Source organism: Halorubrum sp. AS12 (assembly GCF_051122765.1).
Taxonomy (GTDB): domain Archaea; phylum Halobacteriota; class Halobacteria; order Halobacteriales; family Haloferacaceae; genus Halorubrum; species Halorubrum trapanicum.
This window is the reverse complement of the sequence record NZ_CP185385.1, coordinates 1,766,966-1,792,450: the sequence shown is the minus strand read 5'-3', so window position 1 is coordinate 1,792,450 and position 25,485 is coordinate 1,766,966. Positions and strand designations below refer to the sequence as shown.

General features: G+C 68.7%; 19 protein-coding genes, 1 tRNA gene and 4 pseudogenes. 9 read left to right on the top strand and 15 right to left on the bottom strand.

What is annotated here, in order from left to right; translation table 11 throughout:
• The first annotated feature begins 13 nt into the window (after positions 1 to 13).
• On the top strand, positions 14 to 613 hold the full coding sequence (locus tag ACODNG_RS08995) for a GNAT family N-acetyltransferase (protein ID WP_434521035.1): 600 nt from the start codon (positions 14 to 16) through the stop codon (positions 611 to 613).
• A 9-nt stretch (positions 614 to 622) separates the two neighbouring features.
• On the opposite strand, the gene ACODNG_RS08990 is transcribed toward ACODNG_RS08995, so the two are convergent.
• The 5 genes and pseudogenes from ACODNG_RS08990 to ACODNG_RS08970 all read right to left on the bottom strand — a co-directional run bounded on the left by ACODNG_RS08990 (position 623) and on the right by ACODNG_RS08970 (position 5,391).
• On the bottom strand, positions 623 to 1,582 hold the full coding sequence (locus tag ACODNG_RS08990; RefSeq protein WP_434521034.1) for a YkgJ family cysteine cluster protein: 960 nt from the start codon (positions 1,580 to 1,582) through the stop codon (positions 623 to 625).
• A 113-nt stretch (positions 1,583 to 1,695) separates the two neighbouring features.
• Positions 1,696 to 2,283, bottom strand: a pseudogene (hisB, locus tag ACODNG_RS08985) (imidazoleglycerol-phosphate dehydratase HisB); the annotation flags it as partial.
• A 275-nt stretch (positions 2,284 to 2,558) separates the two neighbouring features.
• Positions 2,559 to 3,200, bottom strand: coding sequence for an HU family DNA-binding protein (locus ACODNG_RS08980; RefSeq protein ID WP_434521033.1), 642 nt, complete (start codon positions 3,198 to 3,200; stop codon positions 2,559 to 2,561).
• A gap of 189 nt (positions 3,201 to 3,389) precedes the next feature.
• The gene (hisA, locus tag ACODNG_RS08975) at positions 3,390 to 4,130 is read right to left on the bottom strand and encodes a 1-(5-phosphoribosyl)-5-[(5-phosphoribosylamino)methylideneamino]imidazole-4-carboxamide isomerase (RefSeq protein ID WP_434521032.1); all 741 of its coding nucleotides are present in this window, start codon (positions 4,128 to 4,130) and stop codon (positions 3,390 to 3,392) included.
• A gap of 442 nt (positions 4,131 to 4,572) precedes the next feature.
• Positions 4,573 to 5,391 (bottom strand): hypothetical protein, encoded by an 819-nt coding sequence (locus tag ACODNG_RS08970; protein ID WP_434521031.1) that lies wholly within the window; start codon positions 5,389 to 5,391, stop codon positions 4,573 to 4,575.
• A gap of 135 nt (positions 5,392 to 5,526) precedes the next feature.
• On the opposite strand from ACODNG_RS08970, the gene ACODNG_RS08965 reads away from it, so the two are divergent.
• The 4 genes and pseudogenes from ACODNG_RS08965 (at position 5,527) to ACODNG_RS08950 (ending at position 10,465) form a co-directional block, all read left to right on the top strand.
• Positions 5,527 to 6,765, top strand: coding sequence for a thiamine ABC transporter substrate-binding protein (locus ACODNG_RS08965; protein ID WP_434521030.1), 1,239 nt, complete (start codon positions 5,527 to 5,529; stop codon positions 6,763 to 6,765).
• 28 nt (positions 6,766 to 6,793) lie between these two features.
• Positions 6,794 to 8,602: an ABC transporter permease gene (locus tag ACODNG_RS08960; RefSeq protein WP_434521029.1), complete on the top strand. Its 1,809-nt coding sequence runs from the start codon at positions 6,794 to 6,796 to the stop codon at positions 8,600 to 8,602.
• A pseudogene (locus ACODNG_RS08955) lies at positions 8,592 to 9,769 on the top strand (ABC transporter ATP-binding protein). Before ACODNG_RS08960 ends, ACODNG_RS08955 begins: the two are co-directional and overlap by 11 nt.
• Positions 9,770 to 10,207: 438 nt before the next feature.
• Positions 10,208 to 10,465 (top strand): DUF7561 family protein, encoded by a 258-nt coding sequence (locus tag ACODNG_RS08950; protein ID WP_434521028.1) that lies wholly within the window; start codon positions 10,208 to 10,210, stop codon positions 10,463 to 10,465.
• A gap of 66 nt (positions 10,466 to 10,531) precedes the next feature.
• On the opposite strand, the pseudogene ACODNG_RS08945 reads toward ACODNG_RS08950, so the two are convergent.
• Positions 10,532 to 12,950: pseudogene (locus tag ACODNG_RS08945) on the bottom strand (amino acid permease).
• A gap of 212 nt (positions 12,951 to 13,162) precedes the next feature.
• On the opposite strand from ACODNG_RS08945, the gene ACODNG_RS08940 reads away from it, so the two are divergent.
• Positions 13,163 to 14,272, top strand: coding sequence for a pyridoxal-phosphate-dependent aminotransferase family protein (locus ACODNG_RS08940; protein ID WP_434521027.1), 1,110 nt, complete (start codon positions 13,163 to 13,165; stop codon positions 14,270 to 14,272).
• A 24-nt stretch (positions 14,273 to 14,296) separates the two neighbouring features.
• On the opposite strand, the gene ACODNG_RS08935 is transcribed toward ACODNG_RS08940, so the two are convergent.
• The 3 genes from ACODNG_RS08935 to ACODNG_RS08925 form a co-directional block, all read right to left on the bottom strand.
• Complete coding sequence (locus tag ACODNG_RS08935; protein ID WP_434521026.1) at positions 14,297 to 14,581, bottom strand: hypothetical protein; 285 nt, start codon at positions 14,579 to 14,581, stop codon at positions 14,297 to 14,299.
• A 73-nt stretch (positions 14,582 to 14,654) separates the two neighbouring features.
• Positions 14,655 to 14,954 carry a DUF424 domain-containing protein gene (locus ACODNG_RS08930; RefSeq protein ID WP_209545024.1) on the bottom strand — a complete coding sequence of 100 codons (300 nt, stop codon included), beginning with the start codon at positions 14,952 to 14,954 and terminating at the stop codon, positions 14,655 to 14,657.
• Entirely contained in the window at positions 14,955 to 15,908 is a 954-nt protein-coding gene (locus ACODNG_RS08925) for a tetratricopeptide repeat protein (RefSeq protein WP_434521025.1), read from the bottom strand.
• 251 nt (positions 15,909 to 16,159) lie between these two features.
• Here ACODNG_RS08925 and ACODNG_RS08920 point away from each other — a divergent pair, with 251 nt between their 5' ends.
• From ACODNG_RS08920 to ACODNG_RS08910, 3 genes and pseudogenes are all read left to right on the top strand, one after another.
• Positions 16,160 to 16,855: an SdpI family protein gene (locus ACODNG_RS08920; RefSeq protein ID WP_434521024.1), complete on the top strand. Its 696-nt coding sequence runs from the start codon at positions 16,160 to 16,162 to the stop codon at positions 16,853 to 16,855.
• 83 nt (positions 16,856 to 16,938) lie between these two features.
• A pseudogene (locus tag ACODNG_RS08915) lies at positions 16,939 to 17,460 on the top strand (DUF7119 family protein); the annotation flags it as partial.
• 256 nt (positions 17,461 to 17,716) lie between these two features.
• Positions 17,717 to 17,789, top strand: a tRNA-Lys gene (locus tag ACODNG_RS08910).
• A gap of 186 nt (positions 17,790 to 17,975) precedes the next feature.
• Here ACODNG_RS08910 and ACODNG_RS08905 read toward each other — a convergent pair.
• The 6 genes from ACODNG_RS08905 to ACODNG_RS08880 form a co-directional block, all read right to left on the bottom strand.
• On the bottom strand, positions 17,976 to 18,797 hold the full coding sequence (locus ACODNG_RS08905) for an alpha/beta fold hydrolase (RefSeq protein ID WP_434521023.1): 822 nt from the start codon (positions 18,795 to 18,797) through the stop codon (positions 17,976 to 17,978).
• Positions 18,798 to 18,966: 169 nt separating this feature from the next.
• On the bottom strand, positions 18,967 to 19,623 hold the full coding sequence (locus ACODNG_RS08900) for a lactate utilization protein (RefSeq protein ID WP_434521022.1): 657 nt from the start codon (positions 19,621 to 19,623) through the stop codon (positions 18,967 to 18,969).
• A 310-nt stretch (positions 19,624 to 19,933) separates the two neighbouring features.
• Positions 19,934 to 21,586: a thermosome subunit alpha gene (gene thsA, locus ACODNG_RS08895; protein WP_434523084.1), complete on the bottom strand. Its 1,653-nt coding sequence runs from the start codon at positions 21,584 to 21,586 to the stop codon at positions 19,934 to 19,936.
• 575 nt (positions 21,587 to 22,161) lie between these two features.
• A complete protein-coding gene (locus tag ACODNG_RS08890; RefSeq protein WP_434521021.1) occupies positions 22,162 to 22,704 on the bottom strand; it encodes a KH domain-containing protein in 543 nt (180 codons plus the stop codon).
• A 167-nt stretch (positions 22,705 to 22,871) separates the two neighbouring features.
• Positions 22,872 to 24,101 carry a serine hydrolase domain-containing protein gene (locus tag ACODNG_RS08885; protein ID WP_434521020.1) on the bottom strand — a complete coding sequence of 410 codons (1,230 nt, stop codon included), beginning with the start codon at positions 24,099 to 24,101 and terminating at the stop codon, positions 22,872 to 22,874.
• A gap of 100 nt (positions 24,102 to 24,201) precedes the next feature.
• A complete protein-coding gene (locus tag ACODNG_RS08880; RefSeq protein ID WP_434521019.1) occupies positions 24,202 to 25,446 on the bottom strand; it encodes an RNA-guided endonuclease InsQ/TnpB family protein in 1,245 nt (414 codons plus the stop codon).
• Positions 25,447 to 25,485 lie beyond the last annotated feature (39 nt).

The window sequence follows — 25,485 nt, the reverse complement described above, 5'->3', positions numbered from 1 at the left end:
CGTCCCTCCGGTGATGGACGATATCGCGATCCGCGACCCGGAGCCGGGCGACGCCGAGGCGTTGGAGGCGCTCATCACCTCGCATTTCAGCGAGGGGAGCACCTACGGCGTCGACCTCGGTCTCGACGACCCGACGTACCACGTGCTGGTCGCGGTCGAGGGCGGCGCCGAAGATGGGGAGGAGGCCGGTGGCGAGAGCGATCCCGACGACGCGATCCTCGGCGTGATGGCGCTCCGCGAGTTCGACGAGCCGGCCGCCGTCGCCGACGAGATGTACTTCTTCGACGACCCCGGCCTGCTCCCGTCGGCGGGGCTGTACGGCCACCTCGAGATGGGGTACGTCAGCGAGGAGGCGACCGGTCGAGGGATCGGGAGCCGGCTGCTCGAACGGCTCCACGCAGTCGGCGCGGAGCGCGGCGTCGACCTGTTCCTCGCGGACTCGTGGTACCACGGCGGCGCCGACTCGCCGGAGAAGCTGTTCGACGCGCACGGCTACGAAACGGTCCACCGCGACCCGATCGAGCGCTCGGCCGACGAGTGTCCGAAGTGCGAGGGCGAGTGCGTCTGCGAGGGCGCCCTGGCGGTGCGGCGCGTCGGAGGGGAGGGCGCGTAGCGAGGCGGCTCACTCCCCCCAGCCCGGCGTGCTCGGCGCGCCCGCGTCGTCCTCGACCTCGCGGACGAGTCGGTCGCGGGCGTCGGGGGTGCTCGTGTCGGGACCGTGCGAGTCGGGGGCGATCGCGTCGGAATCGTGCGAGTCGGGGGCAGTCGCGTCGAGCGCGACGCGGTCGCCGTCTTCGCCGGCCCGGTCGGTCCACTCGCGGACCGCTGCCCCGACCCACGAGTCCGCCCCCCTGGCGCGCTCTCGGGCCTCGGCCATGCGGTCGCGAGCGACCGACAGCGACCCGGGGCGGGAGCCGACGGCGGCGCCGGCGAAGCGGGCGCGGTCGTCGGCGGTCGCCACCCCGTCGCGGAGTCGGGCGACGACCCCGTCGAGGTCGTCGGGGTTGGGGTACGCGAACACGGTCGCGCCGAGCGCCTGCGGGCCGAACGCCGGCGCGGGGAGATCCGCGGGCGGGTCGTCGTCGAGGAGGCGGTCGCCGCCGCCGGCGGCCTCGACGCGCTCGCACTCGGTCTCGGCGCCGAGTTCGAGGTTGTGGCCCGGGTAGCTCGAACAGGTGTCGGGGTAGCGGTCGGCGCCGTGGATCCGACACTGGAGCGTCGTCGGGTCGAGGAAGACGCAGGCGTCGAGCCAGCGCGGTTCGTCGGTCCCGATCGGTGCGACCGGCTTGGGGGGTTTCCGGAGGCCGACGACGAAGACGGGACGGTCGTCGACGGCGGCGAGGTCGACCCCGTCGATCCGGACGACCTCGTCGCGGTCGGCCGGCTCGAAGAGCCGGGGAACCAGGGCGTCGCCGAGACCGTCGTCGACGAACCGGGCGACCTCGTCGCGCGTGAGCGGCGCGAGGTCGTAGACGTCGTCGAGCGGGGGGCGGGGTCCGGTGCGGTCGGAGCCGGCGGCGGCCGGGTCGAGCGGCCGCCAGTCGACGCAGCAGCCGGCGCAGCCCTCACAGCGGAGTTCCATACGTCCGTGCCAACAGTTCGCGGGGGGATAAGCGATCGGCGGGACGATCCGATTCGGGCAGCGGGCAGTGCGGCGGCGGACGGCGCCGGACCGCGGGGCGCCGAGCTACAGTTCCCCTTCGTGCTGGGCGTGCCGCTCCGGCGCTCGTCGAGGCGGGTGGCGTCGTCGAGCGCGCGCGCCAGCGCCTTGAACAGCGCCTCGACCTCGTGGTGGGCGTTGTCTCCCTTCTCGACCGTCGCGTGGAGCGTCAGCCCGGCGTTGTGCGCGAGTGAGAGCGCGAAGTGGTCGGCCATGACGCTCGTGAACTCCCCGACCGACTCCTGTGAGAACTCGCCTGTGAACTCGTAGTAGGGGCGCCCGGCGACGTCGACGACGACGCTCGCGACCGCCTCGTCGAGGGGGACCCGCCGGTCGGCGTATCGCCGGATACCGCGCTTGTCGCCGAGTGCCTCGTCGAACGCCTCGCCCAGACAGATCGCCACGTCCTCGACGGAGTGGTGGTCGTCGATCGCGAGGTCGCCGTCACAGCGGACCGTGAGGTCGAAGAGGCCGTGCTTGGCGAACGATTCGAGCATGTGGTCGTAGAAGCCGATCCCCGTGTCGACCTCGCTGTCGCCGTCGCCGTCGACCGCGAGGGTGAGTTCGATCGTCGTCTCGCTCGTCTCGCGGGTGACGGCCGCGGTCCGGTCGTGGTCGCTCATACCGGCCCGTCGCGGGGGATTCGTAAGTCGGTTGCGGGTGTGGCGGGGTTCGAGTTCGCGACAGAGGAGCGGCCGTGATTGGAGAGTCGAGAGATTATTTATAAATGGCCGGTGCGGTGGCGCGTGCCTCTGAGTGGCCGCCGAAGGCGGCCGCGAGGAGCACAGCGAGCGTACGCCGCCCTCCCGGCTGGGGCTTTGGCGGTGTCCACCAACGATTCCCAAGGGTTTGAATTCACCCGATATCCGACGAATCAACCGTCACACGCGCCTGGATTTCAGTTGACGGCCTTCGAGAGTTCGGCACCCGCCTTGAACTTGACTACGTTCTTCCCCGTGCTCTGGATCTCCTTTCCGGTTTGCGGGTTTCGTCCGGTCCGAGCGGACCGCTTCGAGATGCTGAACGTGCCGAACCCGTTATCGTCGTTCCCTCCGCCGCCCAACGACAGCCGATCACCTTTCTTCAGGGCCTTCGTCGCCACGCTGACGAACGCCGTGAGCGCCCGCTCCGCGTCGGCCACCGACAGCCCCTCGCGCGAGTCGGGCCCCGTTTCGCTCGCGATGTACGCCGCGTCGATCACCACGTCGGCGTCTCGGCACTTCGCGCTGGCCGCGTCGCCCTTGCCGGGATTGAGATCGAGGGCGGCCGCGAACTCCGGGCAGACGTCGAACGTCACCGGCGACCCGTCCACGGGCCCGTTTCGGGACCGCGGATTTCGCCCCGTCCGGGCGGAGCGCTTCGAGATGCTGAACGACCCGAATCCGACCAACACCGCGCTGTCACCCTTCTGTAAGGCGTTCGTCGTCGCGACGGTGAACCCCTCGAGCGCCCGCTTCGCGTCGGACGCGCTCAGTCCGGATTCACTCGCCATCGCCTCGATCAGCTCCGCCTTGTTCATCGCCGCGGCCTGACCAGTCATCAGTAACATGCCCAACCCGAGAGATGTCGAGAGGATAGCACCTCTCCGCAGTACGGTCCGTCGCGAGAGATCGTTTTGTGACATAATACCTTTACTCACACCCTCTGAGGGACCGCAACTATATAAATATATTTAAAATTTCAGTTTCGTGTTATTATGGGCAATAACGACAAACGCAGAGTTCACTATTTAAATCTCGTCCGCCGCCTCCTGCGCTTCTCTGAGCGTGAACTCGCCCTCGTACAGCGCGGTGCCGACGACGACCGCGGCCGCGCCGGCCTCCTTCAAGTCAACAACGTCCTCGACGCTCGCCACCCCACCAGATGCGATAACCGGAATATCCACGGCCTCGACGACGCTCGCGACCGCCTCGCGGTCGATCCCTTCCAGTTGCCCCTCCACGTCGACGTTCGTAAAGAGGATCGCCCCGGCGCCCAGTTCCTCGTAGCGCGCCGCGGCCTCGGCGGGATCGAGACCGGTCCCCTCGGTCCAGCCCGAGACGACGACCTCGCCGTCCTTCGCGTCGAGGCTGACGACGACGCTCCCGGGGTGGATCTCGTCGATTTCCGCGACTATCTCGGGCGTCTCGACCGCCGCGGTGCCGAGGATGACGCGGTCGAGTCCCAGATCAAGGAGGTCGCGCGCGCCCTCGGCGGTCCGGATCCCGCCGCCCAGTTGGAGACCGACCGCGTCCGGGACGCTCTCGACGACCGACTCGATCGCCGCCGCGTTGACGCGCTCGCCCTCGAACGCGCCGTCGAGGTCGACGAGGTGGAGCGTCTCGGCGCCCGCCTCGATCCAGCGCTCGGCGGCCGCGACGGGATCGCCGTAGCGCTTGCCCGTCCCGCGCTCGCCGCCGACCAGCTGGACGACCTCGCCGTCCTGTACGTCGACGGCGGGGATCACCTCGAACTCGGGGAAGTGGCTCATACGGAAGGGAAGTCGCGGCCGGCGATTAAACGGGTCGGTTCGAGACGAAACGAGGGGTTACGCGGTGAACGCCTCCAAAGACGCAGTCACTTGTTTATAAATAATCAGCTGTGGATCGGCGGAGAACGCCTCCAAAGCCCCAGTCGGGAGGGCGGCGCACGCTCGCTGCGCTCCTCAGTCGCTCGTTTCACTCGCTCCCTGCGGTGCTTACGTCGCCTGCGCCGCCCTCCCGACTGCCCCTTTGAGTCCCGCCCCGCACAGCACCGCACCGCAGCCTCACGCCTCCCCAGCCTCGTCGGCCTCCCTCCGCTTCGCTCCGGTCGGCCGACTCCCTCGCGCGTGCGACTCGCGCCCTCTGGGCGCTCGTCGGCACGCGCCACCGCACCGTCTATTTATAAATGATAGAGTTCAACGAAACCGAAAAATCCGGACCCCCACCCCCTCACTCCACCGAGATGAGCAGCTGCGAGACGTCCTCGTCGTAGGCGGCGGGGTCGGTCGCGAGCGCCTCCGCGGCCTCCGCGTCGGCGAGCTCCGTCACGGCGGTCTCCGCGTCGACCGAGTCGGGAAGCGCCTCGTCGAAGACCTCGATGAGCGGGTCGGTCGGGTACGCGCCGCCGGCGACGAGCACGTCGGTCCCGTCGTGCCAGACGCCGAGCCGGGCCTCGATTTCGAGAGAGCGGTCGATCTCCGCGGTCGACCCGGTCGGGAGCGGGATGCCACCGTCGATCGGGTACTCGCCCGTCAGCCGCCACGCGGTCGCGGTGTGGCCGGAACGGACGGTGGTGGTCCCCTCCTCGACGATCTCGACGTTCTCGATGCCGGCGTTCCGGAGCTGTGCGCGGAACGCGTCAGTCGCGGCCGTCTCCACCTCGCTCATCACCCGGTCGCGGCCGACGCCGGCCGGGAGCTGGTCGAGCGCGGGCCGGAGGTCGATCCGCGTCGCGAAGAAGACGACGGGCGACCCCGACGCGTCGATCGTCTCGGCGAGCGCGTCCGCGACGGGCGCGTACTCGTAGATCCGCGTGTGCTCGAGCGCTCGCACGGTGACGGGACCGTACGACCCCTCGAACACCGTGCTCTCGGACTCGTCGATCTGTCGCCAGTCGTCGATCCGGTCGCTCGTCACGCCGGGTTCCGGAACCGGGCCGTCGCGACCGCCGAGACAGCCGGCGAGACCGGCGAGTCCGATCGCCGCGCCGCCGGCGAGCAGCCGCCGCCGCGTGGTGCGCGTCGAACGCGCCGCGAAGTTCTCATCCATAGGCCCGAGAGGTCGTCACGGAGTAAATGGGTGTCGACGGTCTGAGCGGCGAAATCGACGAGGAACGGCATTCGGGGACGGAGCCGAGACCGCGGACGGATCCCTTATGTAACCACCGGGTACAACAACCGAGTGATGACCACCGACGAGAGCGAGACGCGGCGGCGACACGCCCGGCCACACACCCGACGGCGGTTCCTCACGGCGGCCGGGGCGGCGGGGGCCGCCGCGCTCGCCGGCTGTAGCGCCGAGCGGGTCGACGACGGGGGCGACGGCGGAGACGGCACCGGGAACGAGACGGGCGACGGCGACGCCGCCGACGGCAGCGACGGAGACGGCGGCGACGAGACTCCGACGCTGACGGTGGCGACCTACACCAACTTCATCGACGCGCCCTCCGTGAGTCCCGGCGAGTGGCTCAAAGAGGAGTTCGAGAGCCGGTACGACGCCGAGCTGGAGTGGGCGACCCCCGACAACGAGGTGAACTACTACGTCGAGCGCGCCGCCTCGGGCGCGGGCATCGACGCCGACCTCTACGTCGGACTCACGACGGAGGATCTCGTGCGCGTCGACGAGGAACTCGACGACGACCTCTTCGCCGAGGCGGGCGAAGTCGAGGGGAGTGACGCGGTCAGGGAGGGACTCCAGTTCGACCCGTTCGACCGGGCGGTCCCGTTCGACACCGGCTACGTGAGCCTCGTGTACGACGGGACGACGATGGAGGCCCCGGAGACGTTCGACGGCCTGCTCGACGACGAGCACGCGGGCGCGCTCATCGCGCAGAACCCCGGCGGCTCCGCGACGGGTCGCGCGTTCCTCCTTCACACGATCAGCCGCTTCGGCGACGGCGGAGTCGCGAGCGACGGCGACGGGGAGACCGTTTCGGGCGAGGACGGCGACCCCGACTACGACTACCTCGACTACTGGGCCGACCTCCAGGAGAACGACGTGCGCGTGCTGGGGACGTGGGACGACGCGTACGCGGCCTGGAGCGAGGGGGAGGCTCCGATGGTCGTCTCCTACTCCACCGACCAGGTGTTCGCGGACATGGAGGGCCAGGACCTCGAGAAACACCAGATCCGCTTCCTGAACGATCAGGCGTACGCGAACCCCGAGGGGATGGCCGTCTTCGCCGACGCCGACAAGCCGGACCTCGCTCGGCAGTTCATGTCGTTCATGCTGGAGCCGGACGTTCAGGGAGAGATCGCCCAGCGCAACGTCGCGTTCCCGGCGACCGACGGCGCCGAGCTGCCGAGCGACTACGCCGAGCTGGCACAGGAGCCGGCCGACCCGGTGACGTTCACCTACGACGAGCTCCAAGGCTCCGTCGACGCGTGGGTCGAGGCCTGGGAGCGGCAGTTCGCCGGGAACTAAGCCGCGTGCGCGACGAGGGGGAGAGCACGTGACGGAAGCCGACGGCGATCACGCGGGTCGGGTGAGCCGCCTCCGCGAGGGCGTCGAGTCCCACGCGCTGACCGCGCTCGCGGTCCTCACCAGCGCCGCGCTCGTCGTCGCCTTCTACTACCCGACCGCGACCGTCCTGATCGAGGCGGTCGTCGTCGACGGCGCACTCACGCTCGGCGTCTTCGGCGAGATCCTCACGGACCCGTTCTACTTCGGCGAGATCGCCCGGCTGTTCGCCGGCGACTCCCCGATCGCGGTCGCGCGGGCGCTGCTCTCGCCCGAGCGCCGGCTGGGGATCGTCGGGTTCACCGCGTATCAGGCGGTCCTCTCGACGGTCGCGAGCGTCGCGCTCGGCCTCCCGGCCGCCTACCTGCTCGCGCGCTTCGAGTTCCCCGGCCGGAAGACGCTGCGCTCGCTCACAATCGTCCCGTTCGTCCTCCCGTCGATCATGGTCGCGGTCGGGTTCGTCGCCACGTTCGGCGAGAACGGCACGTTAAACGCCGCGCTGGGCGCGTTCGGACTCCCGCCGGTCGACCTCATGTTCACTCTCGAAGCGGTGGTGATCGCCCACGCGTTCTACAACGCGCCGCTCGTGGCGCGCGTGACGACCGCGGCGTGGGAGTCGGTGGACGCGAGCGCGGTCGAGACCGCCCGGAGCCTCGGCGCCGGTCCGGTGCGGGCGTTCGTCGACGTGGTCGCGCCGCAGGTGTACCCCGCCGTGCTGACCGGCGCGGCGCTCACGTTCGTGTTCACGTTCGGGACCTTCCCCATCGTCCTCGCGCTCGGCGGGTTCCAGCTGGCGACCGTCGAGGTGTTCGTCTACCGCCTCGTGCGTGACCTGAGCTACGCCGAGGCCGCCGCGCTGGCGGTCGTCGAGCTCGTGATCTCGCTTTCCGTCCTCCTCGCGTACCTCCGGTACGAGGCCCGGAACGCGACGAGCACGCGGGGGGCGCGTCCCCTGCCGCGGCGCTCGCTGGTCCCGTCCGCCCCGACGCTCCGCGAACTGCTGCCGCGGGCCGGGCTGGCCGCCTACGTCGTCGTCGCCGGGGTCATCTTCCTCGCGCCGATCGCGTCGATGGTCCTCGCGTCGATGACCGGCGGTGACGGGGCGCTCACGCTCGACCACTACCGGTTCCTGGTCGAGCGCCAGCAGACGGGGGCGGCGTTTCAGGTGCGGCCGTGGCCCGCGATTCGCAACTCGCTCGCCTTCGCGACGGCCGCGACGCTGCTCGCGCTGCCGATGGGCGTCGTCGTCGCGGTCCTGACCACGCGACGGTACCGCGGGCGGACGCTGGTCGACGCGGCCGCGATGGCCCCGCTCGCGGTGTCGGGAATTATCGTCGGACTCGGACTCCTCCGGGGACTCGTGTTCGGCGTCGAGATCGGGGGGTGGCGGATCGCCGCGAGCGGGGCGGCAGCAATCGTCGTCGCGCACGCGGTCGCGGGCTACCCGTTCGTCGTGCGCATCGTCTCGCCCGGGCTCTCCGGGTTGGACCGCTCTCTCGTCGAGTCCGCGCGGGCGCTGGGCGCCTCGCGGGCGCGGGTGATCCGCGACGTGGAGCTGCCCCTCGTCTGGCCTGCGGTCGTCGCGGGCGCGGCGTTCGCGTTCGCGGTCTCGATCGGCGAGTTCACCTCGACCGTCGTGTTGGCGACCGGCGCCGACGCGTACACGATGCCCGTCGCGATCGAACGGTTCATCGGGCGGCGGCTCGGACCGGCGACCGCCATGGGCGTCGTCCTCCTCGTCGTCACCGGCCTCAGCTTCGTCGTCATCGAGCGGCTCGGAGGTGAGCACCGTGGACTCTGAGCCGCCGGCGGATTCGGCGGGGGACGCGGGCGACGCGGACGCCCCCGTCGCGGTCGAACTCGACGGCGTGACGAAGCGCTACGGGGAGACGGCCGCGGTCGACGACGTGTGCCTCCGAGTGCGCGAGGGGGAGTTCTTCACGCTCGTCGGTCCCTCCGGCTGCGGGAAGACGACGACGCTCCGCCTGATCGCGGGGTTCGAGGAGCCGACCACCGGGGCGGTCAGGTTCGGCGGCGAGTCGGTCGCGGGCGTGCCCCCCGAGGACCGCGACGTGGGCGTCGTGTTCCAGAGCTACGCGCTGTTCCCGCACATGACCGTCGGCGAGAACGTCGCGTACGGGCTGAACTTCGCGGACCCGCCCGAGGGGACGACGCGCGACGAGCGCGTCGCCGAACTGCTCGAACTGGTCGACCTCCCCGACGCGGCCGACCGGGACCCCGAGAGCCTCTCGGGCGGGCAACAGCAGCGGATCGCGATGGCGCGGGCGCTCGCGCCCGGTCCCGACGTGCTCCTCCTCGACGAGCCGATGAGCGCGCTCGACGCGCGGCTCCGCGAGCGGCTCCGCGCGCAGGTGAAGCGGATCCAGTCCGAGTTGGGAATCACCACCGTCTACGTCACCCACGACCAAGAGGAGGCGCTGGCCGTCTCCGACCGCGTCGCGGTGATGAACGACGGGACCCCCGAGCAGGTGGCTCCCCCGCGGACCGTCTACCGCGAGCCCGCCACGCGGTTCGTCGCCGAGTTCGTCGGCGACAACAACGTGTTCGCCGGACGGGTGATCGACGCGCCCGCAGCGGGCGAACTCGCGGTCGACGTCGACGGCGGCGACGAGACGCTCCGCGTCGCGGTCGGGGACGAAACCGGGAGCGACGGGGGCGCCGCAGGACTCCCCGAGGTCGGCGACCGGATCGCGTTCTGCGTCCGCCCGGAACACCTCCGCGTCGCGAGCGCGGACGGGGGGAAAGCCCCGAAAGCGCCAGCCCCGCCGGCGAGAACGCCCTCTGGGCGACCGTCGCCAGCGCGGAGTTCCTCGGCGAGACGACGCGCGTGACGCTCGACTGGGGCGACCGCGAACTGCTCGTCCGGGCCGTCGACCCCCTCGACGGCGCGGTCACGGTCGGATTCGACCCGGCAGACGCGCACGTGATCGAGGTCGAAACGCGGTGAGCGGCGACGTTTGTTTATAAATAGATGCGGTGGCGCGCCTCCGAGCGGCCGCCACTGGCGGCCGCGAACGGCACCGCGCGAGGGAGTCGGTCGCCCGGAGCGAAGCGACGGGCGACCGACGAGGCTGGGGAGGCGTGAGGTGCGGTGCCGTGCGGGGCGGGACTCAAAGGGGCAGCCGGCGAGGCGGGCGCAGGCGACGCAAGCACCACAGGGAGAGAACGGAGTGAGCGACCGAGGAGCGCAGCGAGCGTGCGCCCGCCTCGCCGGCTGGGGCTTTGGAGGTGTCGTCCGTGAGATTGCTGACAGCCATTTATAAGTAAACGACTGGTGCTGAAGAGGCACTCACCGAGTAGCGGCCGGTCACGTCTGCCCAACCAACAACGATGTACACGTATCGAGGCGACACGCCTTACCCCGCGGACCCAGTAGGACACTCATATGGCCTCCGAGGCGTGCGACGTCTGCGAGCGGTCCGTCAGGATCGCCGGCGGGATCGGCGACCTGTGGAACTTCGCGTTCGAGTCGACCCAAGGGTTGATGCTCGAACTCACCGACGGCTCGGAGTTTTTCCTCTGTTTCGACTGTATGGAGAAACTGCCCGACGACCACGAACCGACCGCCGAGGACGTCGCCGACCTCCGGGAGCGCACCGAGCCGGTCGAGGAGGACGGCAACCACTTCTGGCACTGGGGGTAACGCGGAACGGTTCGGCCGGCTTCCGCACCGCTACGCTCTCGACCGGTTAAAAAGAGAACCGCCGCGTCAGTTCGACTTCGACTCCTCACTCGCGTCCGACTTCTCACCCGCATCCGACTCCTCACTCGCGTCCGACTCCTCGTCGATCTCGGGCGTCGTGGGCTCCGGCTCGACGCCGGTCTCGGCGGGCGTCTCGGTCGCGTCGGTGACGTCGTTCGACCGCGAGCCGCTCCCGAACAGCCGGTCGAGGAACCCGCGATCGCTGCGCGGCTCGGCGAGCAGCACGGAACAGTTCACCTCGCCGAGCACGTCCAACACGAGCGAGCCGCGGACCAGCCGCGAGAGCAGCCCCTTCTGGGTCGCGCCGATGATCAGCATCGTCGCGTCGCGGGCGGCGCGCTCGATGCTGGTCTCGACGTTGCCGGTCTCGATCCGCAGCGTCGCATCCGAGAGGTCGTGCGCGTCGGCCCACTCGGAGAGGAACTCTCGGCCCGCTTCCTCGTCGTCCTCGGCGACGTGGAGCAGCGTCACCTCGCCGTCGAACTCGGCCTGAAGCATCTTCGCGACCGCGCCCGAGAGGTCCGAAGCCGGACCGCCGGCGGTCGGCACGAGGATCCGCGAGGGGTCGAACCCGCGGTCGCGGAACACGAGGAAGTCGGAGGGGAGCGAGTACGCCAGCTCGTCGACGGCGGACTCGGCGCGCCCCGGCGCCCCGTGGGAGTCCTCGCCCCAGCCCATCACGGTCATGTCGGCGCCGTAGGTGCGCGCGGCGTCGAACACTTCCTCGAACACGCGGTGCGAGAGGACGACGTGCGTCTCCACGTCGACGCCGAACGTCTCGGCGTCGTCGCGGGCCCGGTCCAACAGGTCGTGTGCCGCCTCGTGGGCGCCGCGGTCGCGGGCCGCCTCGAGCGAGGTCTGGTCGGGGACGTTCGCGATGTTGACCGCGACGACAGTCCCGTTCCGCTGCTTGGCGATGGCGGACGCGAGCGTGATCAGGTGCTCCTCGGTCTTGGGGTTCGCGAGCGGCACCATGACGCGGTAGTCGCCGCCGCTCGGCTGGACCGAGGTCGCGGCCGACACCGCGGGCTTGGGGAGTTCGTCGGACCGGTCGAGGATCCACGTCCCCAACACGCCGCGCGACTCGACCTTCCCGCGGGCGTACAGCAGGTACCACAGCACGGCGAACCCGACGAGTCCGGCCGAGATCGCGATGATCTGCGGTCGGATATAGACGATCAGCGCGAACGACGACACCGCGCCGATGACCGGAACGAACGGGTAGAAGGGGACCTCGAAGTCGGGATCGTACCCCTCGACCTCCGACTCGCGCATCACGATGAGCGCGATGTTGAGCAGGCCGTAGACGATGAGGTGGAGGACGGACCCCATCGTCGACAGCGACTCGACGCCCCCGGCGACGAGGAACACGAGGATGAGCGCGCCGGTGAGCGCGATCGACTTGTACGGGGTGCCGAACCGCTCGTGGATCTCGTTGAGCTTCGGGGTGACGATCTTCTCGCGGCCCATCGCGAAGTTGATCCGCGAAGAGGAGAGGATCGACGCGTTCGCCGAGGAGGCGGTCGCGAGCAGCCCGCCGATCAGGAGCATGCCGGCGCCGACGGCGCCGAGCGAGTAGCCGAACACCTCGTAGTTGCCGAACAGGATCCTGGCGGCGTCGACGACCGCAGTGTCGTTGTTCGCGACCAGCTCGTTCGGCACCGCCGCGAGCAGCACCAGCAGGAACAGCGCGTACACGACCGTGACGATGACGACCGAGCCGAGGACCGCGAGCGGGAGGTTCCGCCCGGGATTCTTCGATCTCCTCGGCGACCGAGGTGATCTGGACGAATCCCAAGTACGAGACGAAGATGATCCCCGTGACCGGGAGCACCTGACTCGTCGTCCCCGGCGGCGCGAGCGGTCGCAGCGACTCCATGTCGGCGTTCAGCAGGCCGACGACGGTGAAGACGGCGAGGATACCCAGAAGCGACATCACGATGACGATCTGGAGACCACCCGTCTCCTTCGCGCCGAAGTAGTTGACCGCGATGAAAAGCAGCGCGCCCGCGAGTCCGATCACCTGCGCCGCCTCAAGCGTCACGAAGCCGATACCGACCGGGCCGAGTCCGACGAGCGCGTTGACGTACTCGCCGAAACCGTACATGTAGAAGGCGGACGCGAAGGCGAGTCCGAGCCAGTTCGCCCACCCCGCGACGGAGCCGAACATGGGACCGAGCGCGCGGTTGACGTAGAAGTACGCCCCGCCGGACTTCGGCATCGCGGTGCCGAGTTCGGAGGCCGACAGCGCGGTGAATAAGGCGATCACGCCGCCGAGGACGAACGTGAACGCCGCGAGCGGCCCGGCGAGCGCGACCGCGGTGCCGGGCAGGACGAAGATCCCCGCGCCGATCATCGTCCCGATCCCGATCGTGAGCGCCGCGAGCGGGCCGAGGTCCTTGGCCAGCTCCTCGTCGCCGCTCACGGAGGACCACCTCGGGCGGTTGTGACTCCTCGGGCGTGTATCATACGCTCTTTCTCTCCTGCGTTCTCATAAACCCGGTTGATCCGGGCGAGAGCGCCGTTTCCGGAAGCCGGTCCGCTCTCGGGCGTCAACGCGGCAACCTCCGCGCCTTTTGAATCTATCACAAGGTCCATACCCCAGCGCGACGCGGTACGATCCAACAGGTGGATCCCGTGACGAAGAAACGAGAATACCGCGACGACTACGACGAGAAGACGCTGTACATCCCCGGCCCGACGGAGGTCCGCGACGACGTCATCGAGGCGATGACAGAGTCGACGTTCGGCCACCGGATGGACCGGATGACCGACCTGTACACCACCATCGTCGAGGACACGAAGGAGTTCCTCGGCACCGACCACGAGGTCGTGATCCTCACCGGCTCCGGCACGGAGTTTTGGGAGGCGACGACGCTCAACCTCGTCGACGAGCGCGTCCTCGTCCCGACCTGCGGCGCGTTCAGCGAGCGCTACGCCAACGTCGCCGAGCGCCTCGGCAAGGACGTCGATCGACTGGAGTACGAGTGGGGCGAGGCCGTCAAGCCCGCGGACGTCCGCGAGGCGATCGAGTCCGCCGACGCGGCGTACGACATGGTCGCGGGCGTGCTGAACGAGTCCTCGACCGGGGTCCGGAACCCGATCGAGGAGATCGGCGACGTCCTCAAGGAGTACCCGGACACCTACTTCGCCGTCGACGCCGTCTCGTCGCTCGGCGGCGACTACGTCGACATCGACGAGCACGGCATCGACGCCATCTTCGCGTCCACCCAGAAGGCGTTCGCGATGCCCCCCGGACTCGCGGTCTGCGTCGTCAGCGACGACGCCTACGACCGTGAGGTCGAGAAGGGCGACTCCTCGTGGTACGGCGGCTTCCGCCGCACCATCGACTACTACGACCGGAAGGGGCAGACCCACTCGACGCCCGCGATCCCGATCATGTTAGCGTATCGCAAACAGATGAAACACATGCTCGACGAGGGGCACCGCGCCCGCGACGAGCGCCACCGCGAGATGATGGAATACGTCCACGACTGGGCGGACGAACACTTCGCGATGTTCCCCGAGGAGGGGTACGAGTCGCAGACGGTCGCCTGCATCGAGAACACCCGAGACATCGACGTGGCCGCGACCATCGAGGAAGTCAGCGAGGAGTACGACATGGCCTTCTCGAACGGCTACGGCGACATCGGCGAGGAGACGTTCCGGATCGGCCACATGGGCGAGCACACCGTCGAGAGTGTGACGGAACTCACCGACGCCATCGAGGACGTCGCAGACCTGTAGTCGGGACTCCGTTCGCTACCGGCGTCAGTCCTCGTCGCGGTCGGCGACCAGCTCGATCCGGTAGATCCGACCTCCCGCGTCCGTCCGGTCGACGTCCACGACGACGAAGGCGTGGTCGTCGACGTCGACGATGTCGCCCGTGTCGAGCGGTTCCGCCGGTCCCTCACCGGTCTCGTTCGCGTCGGCGACGGCGTCCGCGCCGACGCCGAGCGCGGCCTCGCCTCGGTCGATCGCGCGCCGCCAGAAAGCGTCCGAGGGCGGCCGCGGTCCCACCCGCGACGCCAGTTCGCTCCGCGTGAGTCGTCTCATCGGATTCGCCTCGTCGCGCGCGCCCTTAGCCGGTTCGGATCCGGACGATACCCGACCCGACGCCGTACCGCCCTCACAGCCAGAGCAGCTGCGCGTGCCGCGTCTCCTCGAACTCCAAGACGGTCTCCTCGTCGACGAGACCGGCCTCGACGGCGACGCCGACCGACTCGGTGCCGACGATGTTCGCCACCTGCGCGCGCTGAAGCCCCGCGATAACCTCCTCGGCGGTCGCCTCGACGGCGTCGTCGCCGCCGTAGAACTCCTCGCTCACGGTGAGCGTGACCGGACCGTCCTCGTACGTCTCGCCGAGGCAGTCGGGGTCGCAGACGGAGACGAGCCGTCCCTCGGCGGTCTCGCGCTCGCGCAGCAGCATTCAGAAGCCCTCGGGACCCTCGCCTTCAAGCTCTCGCTCCGGACCCTCCGCTTCGCCGTCCTGCCCGCTCCGGCCGCCGCCCTGTCCGCCCCGACCACGGCCGCCCTGACCGCCGGCACCGGGCTGCTCGCCGGGTCGACCGCCCCGACCGCCGGCGCCGGGCTGCTCGCCGGGTCGACCGCCCTGTCCGCCGGGACCGGGCGCCTGACCAGTCTGCTCTTCGATCAGCTGTTCCTCGGTCTCGCGGCGGAGCTCCTCGGCCTGATCGGCGACCTCCTCGGCCTGCTCGTGCTCGCCGGCCTCTTCGAGGGCCCGCGCCTTCTCCTCGAGGACGCCCGCGTCGCGGTATCCCAGCCGGATCGCGTTGTCGAAGCACTTGACCGCGTCCTCGGCGAGTCCGCGCTCGACCAGGAGGAACCCGCGGTTGTACCACGCTTCGGCGAAGCGCGGGTCGGTCTCGACGGCGCGCTCGGCGTGTTCGAGCGCCTGCTCGCCCCGACCGGACTCCCAGAGCGCGTACGCGAGGTTGGTCTCGGCGGTCGCGGCGTGCTCGGACTCCTCGTCGATGCGCAGCGCCTCCTGGTAGGCGCCGACGGCCTGATCGAACTCCTCCAGTTGGGCGTGGGCGGCGCCTTTGTTCACCCGCGCCTCTTGGGCCTCCAGCGAGTCATCCTCGGCGAAGCGAGCGGCGCGCTCGAACGTCTCGGTCGCCTCCTCGAAGCGGTTGATCCCCATGTACGAGAGACCCACGTCGATCAGCTGTTCGACGTCGACGTCCTCGCTACCGATGTTCCGGCGGTCCAGCTCGTCGGTCAGCGCCCGGGAGTCGACCGGATCGACGCGGCTCGGGTCCTCGCCCAGCTCCGGCGGGTCCAGCGTGAACGCGTCGTAGTCGGCGTCGACGCCCTGCCCCGAGGAGAACTCGTGGCCGTCGTCGTCGCGTTCGTCGGTCATACCCCGTGATTGACGGTCACGACGCGTAAGGGTTGCGTCGCATGGACCCTTCGGGGGCGGTTCCCACGGGAGACGGCCCAGAGCGGGAATCGGCTCCGCAAAGGCCGCCCGAGAACAGTTGGCACAGAGGAACACGAGCGGGTCTCGTCGAGGCGTTCGGAGACACGTCGAAGCGGAATCGGGTTCTACAGCCCCCGACGCGCCGGATCGGGGACGTAGTTTTATCAATTTGGCGCGTAGATATTCGGGTGATGATTGGTTCCCGACTCTCCACGCGGCTCCGGTTCGGCGTCGCGGCCCTCCTCGTTGCTGTCGCCGGCGCCGCCAGCCTCGCGGTCGCACCGAACCTCCCCGAACAGATGGTGACGCGATGGAACGGCGCCGGTGAGCCGACCGGAACGCTCTCCCGGACGCTCGGGATGTGGCTCGTCCCGGGGCTTGCGGCCGGACTGATCGGGCTGTTCGCGCTGCTTCCGCGGATCGACCCCCTCCGAGAGAACGTCGCCGCGTTCCGGGTCCACTACGACCGGTTCGTCGTCGTGTTCACCGCGTTCCTCGTCGCCATCCACCTCGCCGTGCTCGCCGTCAACCTCGGCTACGCGGTCGACGTGACGACGCTCGCCGTGGCCGGCGGGGCCGCGCTGTTCTACTACGTCGGAACCGTGTTGCCCCACGTCGAGCCGAACTGGTTCCTCGGGATCCGCACGCCGTGGACGCTCAGCGACGACGCCGTGTGGGACCGGACCCACGCGCTCGGCGCCCGGCTGTTCAAGCTCTCGGCCGCCATCGCGGTCGTCGGTCTCCTCTTCGGGAGGTACGCGGTGTACTTCCTCGTCGGGCCGGTGCTCGCGACCGCCGCGGTCACCGTGGTATACTCGTACGTCCTGTACGCGCGAGGGGCGAACGGGGGAGACGAGGGCGACGCGGCGGCCCGGACCGTGAAGTAAGGTCCGACGACCGTCGCCGAGCGTCCCTCGTTCTGGCGAGTTCCGCCCCGGTGCCCGGCGTTTATATCCGCGGCCCCGAAGGGATGGGTATGACCGAGGAGTCACGCGCGGACCGGCGGTCGCCGGTCGGCGAGCCGGTAGTCCGGTCGGACCCGGCGGTGACGGGCGACCGGGCCGCGGACGCGGTGGGGTTCGACCCGAACGACCCCGACAGCGTCGCTGAGGCCGCGGAGACGGTGGCCCGGTTCGCGGCCGGCGACGTGGGCGACGACGACAACGTCCTAATGTTGCGCGGCGCCGCCGCCTGCGCGGCGCTCGTCCGCGGCGTCGGGTCGTACAAGGAGGCGGCCGAGCGCGCGGGCGGCGAGGTCTCCGTCGCGTTCATCCGCAAGTGGGCGCGGGTCCACGACCTCCCGCAGGCGATCCGCAGACAGGTCGCTAACGGGCGGATCGCGCCGAGCGCCGCGAAGCACGTCGCGCGGCTCGGCGGTCGGGACCGCTACCTGCTTGCGTGGGCGGCGATCGACGGCGACCTCACGGTCCGGGAGGTGCGCGCGATCGCCTCGGCGGTCAACGACGGGACCGACATCGAGACCGCGGTCCGCGACGCGGGCGTCGAACTCGGCCGGCTTCAGCTTCGGCTTCCGGCGGACACCTACGTCGAACTGCGCCGTCGCGCCTCGATGGAGACCGTCGAGCCGGGAGCGATCGTCGCCGACGCGGTCGACGAGTACCTCGCGGACGACGAGTAGTTCCGCCGAGACCCGACGGCGAGCGGCCGTGACGCGTTCGAGTCGGACGACCGACCCCTACCGCGGTTCTAAACGTTTATCCGTCGGCTGACCCTACGCCGATTCGCCTGGGCCGGTAGCTCAGTTAGGGAGAGCGTCCGGCTTTTAACCGGACGGTCGGGGTTCGAATCCCTCCCGGCCCGTTTTCCTGCGACCAACGGGAGCAGTGAAAACGCCGAGGGATTCGAACCAGGGAGCGGGAGGTGAGCGAGCGCAGCGAGCGAACGGGAGCGACTGGGGTTCGAATCCCTCCCGGCCCGCTGTCACCGCCGCGAGCAATTCCGCGAGCGGCGGTGCTGTGCCGAGGGAGGGTTCGAACCAGGGAGCGGTCACTCCGCCCCGCCGGCCCACTCCAAGGCCGCCCGCTGGCAGTCGAGCAGTGTGCCGAGATGATCCGCTTCGACGGTCTCCAGGGCCCCGCCGTGCTCCCGAACGAGCGCCCGAACGGGGGGAAGCGGCGTGTTCTCGTCGCTCGTGCCGTGCCAGGCGCGGATCGGGGTGTCTGGCAGATCCGGGTCGAGCGACGCGCTCGCGAAGGCCCGGTTTTCGCGTTCGACCGCCCGTGCGCCGGGGGCGAGCGCCTCGTGGAAGTCGGCCGCCACCGCGTCGGCGACCGCGTCTGAGACGGATCGGTCGGTGTACTGTGAGACGACCGCACTCGGCCCGGAGACCGACGCGATCGCCTTCGAGACCCGGAACACCGCGCGCAGCGCGAACGGGACCGACGCGAGCGTCGCGAGCGTGTTCTCGGCCGGCGGGACGACGCTGCTCACCAGTCCGACCCGAGCCACTCGGTCGTCGCTCGCGGCAGCGAGCGCGAACGGACCGCCGCCGGAGAACCCCAAGGACCCGCCCCGCTCGACCGACTCCGCGTCGAGGAGTTCGCCGAGGTCGGCCGGCCAGTCCTCCCACGACCACTCCTCCGGGGGCGGCGACGAGCGACCGTATCCCGGGCGGTCGGGGACGATGATCCGAACGCCGACCTCGGCCGCGGGACCCGAAAGCAGCGCCCCGAACAGCCGCGACCCGGGCGTGCCGTGGTGGACGACCACCGGTCGGCCGTCGGGGTCGCCGGCGGTCGCGTACGCGAGGGTGCGTCCGTCTGGGAGGGTGCGCGCGTCCGTCCGAAGGTCTGCGGACTTGGGCGTCATTATGGGACCTACGCGGCGTTTCTCGGAGGGGCCGAAAACGAGTTGCGGTCTCGCGTTCCCGGCGTCAACGGCGGCGTCGCTCGCGGTCGTCGAAGGGGGGAAAGAAGCGTGTGGCGCGTTGACGTGTGGAGCGTCGGCGTGTGACGCGCCTACGTGTAACTGCGGATCCTCAGTAGCCGAGCTGCTCGCGCACGAGGACGACCGTCGTCCGGCCCTCTTCGGTCTCGCGGCGGTAGACGAGCTGCTTGGCGACTGCGGACTCGACGCCGTACGCCTCCTGTGCGCGCTCGTTCTCCAGCGGGTACGCGACCGACTCCAGCCGGTCGAAGGCGTCCGAGAGCGTCGGGACGATTCTGTTGATCCCGGTGACGATGACGACGTTGCCCGCGGCGAACGGATACGCGCCGATACGGCTGCCGGAGAGGTCGGCGGCGACTAGCTCGCCCGTCTGCGCGACCGCGTTGATGCCGCCGAGGAAGTAGTCGGCCGTCTGCGACTCGCGTCGCGCAGTCTGTCGCTCCGCGTCGTCGTCGATGCTCCAGATCTGGTCCGGCAGGCTCTCCCACTCGTGGTCGCCCCCGCTCAGGAACTCGTCGAACCCGATCTCTTCGAGCGTCGTCGAGTGGCCGTTCATCACGGAGACCCCGTCGGGGATCTGCGATTTCACGGTCTCCAGCGCCTCGTCGGCGTCGTCGACGACGATCACGTCGAAGCCGCGCTCCTCGAGGTTCGCGACCGTCTCCTCGACTGTCTCGTCGTCGGGGAGCTGGTCCAGTTCCGCGTCGATCTCCGTGTCGTCTGCGTAGTCGGCTTTCTGCTGTGGCATGGTGAACGTGAGAACCTCGTCGATAGATTGGAGGGGCGGGAGTCACTTAACCGCTCGCGGACACCGCCGTCCCGTGGTTACGCGAGTGTTATCCTCGTGTCGCGCGAGCCGAATGTGGGGGTCGGTAGCGCGGTTCGATGTGGGGCGAACGGGTAACGCGATCGAGCGACAAGCGGGACGCTCGGCGATCGAGTCGTCGATAAAAATCGCGTGTCGTCGAGGCCCGAAAGGGCACGCGACGGTCGGTATGCGGACGGTTCGGCGAAGCGGCTGCGGTCGGCGTGAGTGTGTGGTGTGGCCTACGCGAAGCTCACATCGCACCGCCCATGCCGCCCATGCCACCCATGCCGCCGCCCATTCCGCCGGGCGCGCCGCCGGGGCCGCCGTCGTCGCCGCCGTCGTCGGTGCCGCCGCCCTTGAGGTCGCCGGCCGCGATGACGTCGTCGATGCGGAGGATCATGACGGCCGCCTCGGTGGCGGACTCGATGGCCTGGGTCTTGACGCGGAGCGGCTCCACGACGCCCTCGGCCTCCATGTCGATCACGTCGCCCGTGTAGGCGTCGAGACCGGCGCCGAACTCGCCGCCGTCGTGGCGGGAGCGGAGGTCGACCAGCGAGTCGATGGGGTCGAGACCCGCGTTCTCGGCGAGGGTGCGCGGGATGACTTCCAGCGCGTCGGCGAACGCCTCGACGGCGAGCTGCTCGCGGCCGCCGACGGAGTCGGCGAAGTCGCGGAGCTGCAGCGCCAGCTCGGCCTCGGGGGCGCCGCCGCCGGGCAGCACCTTCCCGTCGAGCAGCGTCGTGCGGACGACGCCGAGCGAGTCGTCGATGGCGCGCTCGACCTCGTCGACGACGTGCTCGGTGCCGCCGCGGAGGATGAGGGTGACGGACTTCGCCTCTTCGACGTCCTCGACGAAGATGCGCTCGTCGCCGCCGATGTCCTTCTGGGCGACGGAGCCGGCGAAGCCGAGGTCGTCCGTCTCGATGTCGTCGAGGTTGGAGACGACGCGGCCGCCGGTCGCGCGGGCGAGGCGCTTGAGGTCGTCGGACTTCGCGCGGCGGACGGCGAGGATGCCCTCCTGCGCGAGGTAGTGCTGGGCCATGTCGTCGATGCCGTCACCGACGAAGACGACGTCGGCGCCGATGTCCTTCAGGTGGTCGACCATCTCGCGGAGCTGCTCCTCTTCCTGGTCGAGGAACTGCTGGAGCTGGTCGGGGTCCGTGACGTTGACCTCGGCGTCGATCTCCGTCTCCTTCACTTCGATGGCGCCGTCGAACAGCGCGACGTCGGCGTCCTCGACCGCGAAGGGCATGTTCTCGTCGACGCGCTCCTTGTCGACGATGACGCCCTCGACGAGCTCGGACTCGTCGATGGAGCTGCCGACGACCTTCTCGACGGAGACGTTCTCCGTGTCGATGCCGTCGTCGTCCTGAACCGCGAGGACGGCGTCGACGACGAGCTCGGCGAGGAGATCCTTGGAGTTCTCCGCGCCCTTGCCCGTCATCGCCGTCTCGGCGATCTCGACGAGCGTGTCGTAGTCGTCCGCGGAGACGTCGATAGCCTCCTCTTCGAGGATCTCCTTGGCCTTCTCGGAGGCCTGTCGGTACCCCTGCGCGAGGGTCGTCGCGTGGATGTCCTGATCGAGGAGCTCCTCGGCCTGATCGAGGAGCTCACCGGCGACCACGACCGCGGAGGTGGTGCCGTCGCCGACCTCCTCCTCCTGCGTCTCGCTGACCTCGACGATCATGTTGGCCGCCGGGTGGTCGATGTCCATCTCCTTCAGGATGGTGACGCCGTCGTTCGTGACGACGACGGACCCGCCGGAGTCGACGAGCATCTTGTCCATCCCTTTCGGGCCGAGCGTGGTGCGGACGGACTCCGCGACCGCCTTGCCGGCCGTGATGTTCATGTTCTGCGCGTCCTTTCCGGAGGTGCGCTGCGACTCTTCAGAAAGTACAATCATGGGCTGGTTGCCCATCCGCTGACGCTGTGACATTACAACCATTGATTGTTTGTGATTCTATATAAACCCTTCGCTCGGTTCGTGCGAAACCGCAACACGGTGGGGGAGTATCGGCCGGTGTGCGGTGCGTTCACACGGCCTTTTTTATAGAACGCCAGATCAAGTACTGGACGTTGGTTGTTTATAAACGACCCCCGGTGGCGCGTGCCTGCGAGCGCCCGCAGGGCGCGAGAAGCACGCGCGAGGGAGTCGCTGGCGGTCGAAGCGAAGCGACGACCGCCAGCGACGAGGCTGGGGAGGAGTGAGGTGCGGTGCGGGGCGGGCGGGACTCAAAGGGGCAGTCGCGAGGACGAAGCACGGCAACGCAAGCACCGCAGCGAAGGAGCGCGAGCGACTGAGCGAGGAGCACAGCGAGCCGCGCGAGTCCTCGCGGCTGGGGCTTTGGAGGTGTTCGCCATCCATCTGCGGTTAGGTATTTATAAGCGAGCGGCTCGGGCTTCGGAGGTGTACACCGCACCGCCAGAAGTAGTTATTTATAAACAACCGACGACGACCACGTCACCACCGAACACCAATTATTGCGGCGCGTTGAAGTTTACGTCGTCGTCGAGTTCGTTCGACATGCGCTCCAAGTACGAGTACACCGCGCCGTGGGGCGCCCCGTCGAGCAGCATCCCGACCGCCCGGCGAACGACCTCAAGCTCCTCGGGCTGGCCCACGGCGCCCACGGTCGACCCGTAAACCACGACGTTCGCGCCCGACAGCTCCTCCATAAGCTCTCGCGTCCGACCGTTCTCGCCGATGATCCGGCCCTTCTTGCGCTGGAGGTCGTTGTCGTTTCGGGTGTGCTCCGACAGGTCGATCAGATCGAGCGTCCGGAGGTCGTGATCGAGGATCGACAGCGCGGTCTCCGGCTTGAAGCCGCGACCGATCGCCTTGATCACGTCCGGGGCCACCATCGCCGCGACGGGGTCGTCGCGCTCCTCGATGGCGACGCTCCCCGACTCCGAGTCGATGTCGAGCCGCACGTTCGCCCGCTCTTCGATCTCCCGCATCGTCTCGCCGCCGGCGCCGATGACGACGCCGATACGGTCCTGCGGAACCGTCACGTGTTGCATACCACGAGTTACCCGGTGGAGCCTTTTAAGCGTGTTCCGCCGCGGGCGGTGTGTGCCGGTATAACGGTTCTCGCCGGCGATTTAGCTCTCGATTCGAACTCCGCCGGGCACGGTTCCTGCGTCATTATCGCGAGGACGAACGGACCGAGTAGACCGCCTTCTCGGAATCAGATCACCCCCGGCGGGAGCAGGAGGTTCCAGTACCAGAGAAGCCAGCAGCCCGCGAGCAGCGAGCCGGCGACGAGCGCGTACTGAATCCGCTCGAACAGGTCCCACCGCTCGCTCGTCCAGCTGTACCCGGCGACGCCGGTACTCGCGATGGTCCCTACCGCACCGAGACCCGTTCCAACGAACAACAGCTGGAACGTGGCCGGCGGGTCCGAAAGCACCATAAGCGGCGTTGCGAGGAAGTGGACGACGATCGACAACACCGAAGCGAACAGGACGCTGAACGAACCCGCCGCAAGGAGTTTCGCTCTCACGACATCGCCCGTAACTGCGGTCCGCCAACCGGAGACCCCGCTGTCGCCGTCCCTCCGAAGCCACCGATACAGCGCAGCGGCCGGCCAGCCGGCGAGCGCCAACATCGCTCCGAGAACGGTTCCGACGGCCAGAACTCCGTGAACTGAGAGCCGATCGAGTCCATCTACTCGGGCCAGCGCCGTCGGACTGCCGCCGTGGAACAGGTATCGAACCTCGCCGCCCTCCTCGCCGAACGCGATCCGGCGGCTTCCGTCAGTTCGCTCGAAGACGAGCGGTTCGATCTCGATCCAGCGATCCGTCGTGGCACCCTGCTCGGTGATGAGCGTGCCGTCCTCGTCGAAGCGAACGTCGATAGTGGCCGCGTTCAGCGCGGACGTCACCCGGTCGTGCCACGTGTGCGAGCGCTGTACCGATCGGTACGTGCCCGCGATCTCGTCGGCGCGGGCCGGCGGTCCGTCGGGCGTAAGCGACGTCGTCTCGGGCGCGGGGAGTACCTCGTCGAGGAGTTCGTCGACCACGTCGGTCGCCGCGGCGCTCCCGGCCGGAGCGTTGAACGAGACGAACAGGCCGAAGTCGTACTCCGGGACGAGCACGAGGTGGCTGTAAAACGAGAGCGTCGCCCCGTTGTGCCAGAGCGTTCGGACGTCTCCGTGGTACTTCTCGATCAACCCGAACGCCATTCCGGGGAGCCGGTCGTGGTGGGTCGCCCACCGCTCGTGCATCGCGTCGATCGCTCCGGGTTCGAGAACCTGCTCGCCGTCTACCTCACCGCCGTTCAGCTGTAGTTCGAGGAACCGCCCCATATCGCTCGCCGTCGCCGACATCGATCCGGCCGGCCGCAGCCCGAGGAGCGGGAACTCGCCCTCTCGATACGTTCCCGTGGAGCCGTACCCGGTCGCGTGCGCGTCCGCCATCGAATCCGGAAGGGGCTGTGTAAACTACCCTACCCTACTTCGCTCACCCCATACGGGGTTCGCTCGCTGAGGGTAGGGCTTTGATGTGGACTCCCAGCAATCAGTCGCCAGCAATGGGCTGGTGACTCTTGCCGTTCAACGTCCCACCATTTACACGCACGTCTACTGGTGCGTCTCCGCTCCCCGACTTGGGCGAGGAACGGAGTCTGTGTTTCCGCTTTCGGGCATAGCGTAGCCCGATATTCTTCGCTGCATTGTAGTCTGCGTTGACCTCGTAGCCACACCTCTGGCACTCGAAGTGTTCGCCGTCACGGTTCGATTCGTGTGTGAACCCACAGTCCGTTCGAGAACAGCGTTGGGACGTGTGGGTCGGCTCAACTTGCTTCACGGAGACGCCCTGTTCGGGCGCTTTGTACTCGACGTACTCGGCGAGCCGTCGGAACGCCCAGATGTGGTGCCACTTCGCCTGTGGAAGTTGCTCTCGGATATCGGTCAAGTCCTCAAACACAATAACACCGCAATCGTGATCAACAGCTTCCGAGACGATTTCGTTGGCAACGGAGTGAATGTACTGTTTCCGCCACGCTTCTTCGCGCTTTCCGAGACGAAGCAGGGCGTTGTGCGCGGCTTGCGTCCCGCGCTGTTGTATCTCACCACGTCGCTTCTCGAATTCACGGCACCAGTGATCGTATTCGTCGCCCTGCCAGAACGTTCCGGTCGAAGCTACTGCGAGGCTGTTGACGCCGAGGTCGATACCAAGAACTGTTTGGTGCTCGGTATCTGCCGAAACCTCGGACTCGTCGGTATCGTACTTTCGCGTCGTGATGTGGAAGTAGAACTCGTCAGTCGCCTTGTCGTATTGCAGTGTGCTCGCCCGGAACTCGTAGTCCTCCGAGAGAACGTACTGTTCGTAGGGAGTCGGGCTGTCCGCCGGAAGTTCAAAGTCGCACTCGACGCGTCCGTTGACAGTCGAAAGAGACACACGGTCGCGGTAGAACGTCGCGCTTCGCTTGTCGTAGACCATGCTCCACGACGTGAACTCCGGCTGGCTCACCCGCTTGCCCTGTTTCCACCGTTCGACGCATCCTTTCGTCGCTTGGACGGCACGACGGATAGCCGCTTGAACGAGGTTCGCAGTAAGATCAGTTTCCTCTCGCAGTTGTTCGTAGAGCGCGTCCCGTGCGGTCGAGTCCGCCGTAACGCAGTTGGCGTAGGAGTCGTCGTCCCAACAGAATTCAGCGGCACGATTCGCACAGTGAAGGAACTGTCGCGCGGATTCGTGGAGGTCGTCGTACCGCTCATCGGGAACAACAAGTTTGACCGGCGCAGTTCGACGCACCTCCATGTTTCAGATTACTATCCAACGGTTCTTATATATTGGGGA

Coding starts and splice junctions, on each gene's coding strand:
- ACODNG_RS08995 (WP_434521035.1), top strand. CDS start 14: ATGGACGATATCGCGATCCGCGACCCGGAGCCGGGCGACGCCGAGGCG.
- ACODNG_RS08990 (WP_434521034.1), bottom strand. CDS start 1,582: ATGGAACTCCGCTGTGAGGGCTGCGCCGGCTGCTGCGTCGACTGGCGG.
- ACODNG_RS08980 (WP_434521033.1), bottom strand. CDS start 3,200: ATGACTGGTCAGGCCGCGGCGATGAACAAGGCGGAGCTGATCGAGGCG.
- hisA (WP_434521032.1), bottom strand. CDS start 4,130: ATGAGCCACTTCCCCGAGTTCGAGGTGATCCCCGCCGTCGACGTACAG.
- ACODNG_RS08970 (WP_434521031.1), bottom strand. CDS start 5,391: ATGGATGAGAACTTCGCGGCGCGTTCGACGCGCACCACGCGGCGGCGG.
- ACODNG_RS08965 (WP_434521030.1), top strand. CDS start 5,527: ATGACCACCGACGAGAGCGAGACGCGGCGGCGACACGCCCGGCCACAC.
- ACODNG_RS08950 (WP_434521028.1), top strand. CDS start 10,208: ATGGCCTCCGAGGCGTGCGACGTCTGCGAGCGGTCCGTCAGGATCGCC.
- ACODNG_RS08935 (WP_434521026.1), bottom strand. CDS start 14,581: ATGAGACGACTCACGCGGAGCGAACTGGCGTCGCGGGTGGGACCGCGG.
- ACODNG_RS08930 (WP_209545024.1), bottom strand. CDS start 14,954: ATGCTGCTGCGCGAGCGCGAGACCGCCGAGGGACGGCTCGTCTCCGTC.
- ACODNG_RS08925 (WP_434521025.1), bottom strand. CDS start 15,908: ATGACCGACGAACGCGACGACGACGGCCACGAGTTCTCCTCGGGGCAG.
- ACODNG_RS08920 (WP_434521024.1), top strand. CDS start 16,160: ATGATTGGTTCCCGACTCTCCACGCGGCTCCGGTTCGGCGTCGCGGCC.
- ACODNG_RS08905 (WP_434521023.1), bottom strand. CDS start 18,797: ATGACGCCCAAGTCCGCAGACCTTCGGACGGACGCGCGCACCCTCCCA.
- ACODNG_RS08900 (WP_434521022.1), bottom strand. CDS start 19,623: ATGCCACAGCAGAAAGCCGACTACGCAGACGACACGGAGATCGACGCG.
- thsA (WP_434523084.1), bottom strand. CDS start 21,586: ATGATTGTACTTTCTGAAGAGTCGCAGCGCACCTCCGGAAAGGACGCG.
- ACODNG_RS08890 (WP_434521021.1), bottom strand. CDS start 22,704: ATGCAACACGTGACGGTTCCGCAGGACCGTATCGGCGTCGTCATCGGC.
- ACODNG_RS08885 (WP_434521020.1), bottom strand. CDS start 24,101: ATGGCGGACGCGCACGCGACCGGGTACGGCTCCACGGGAACGTATCGA.
- ACODNG_RS08880 (WP_434521019.1), bottom strand. CDS start 25,446: ATGGAGGTGCGTCGAACTGCGCCGGTCAAACTTGTTGTTCCCGATGAG.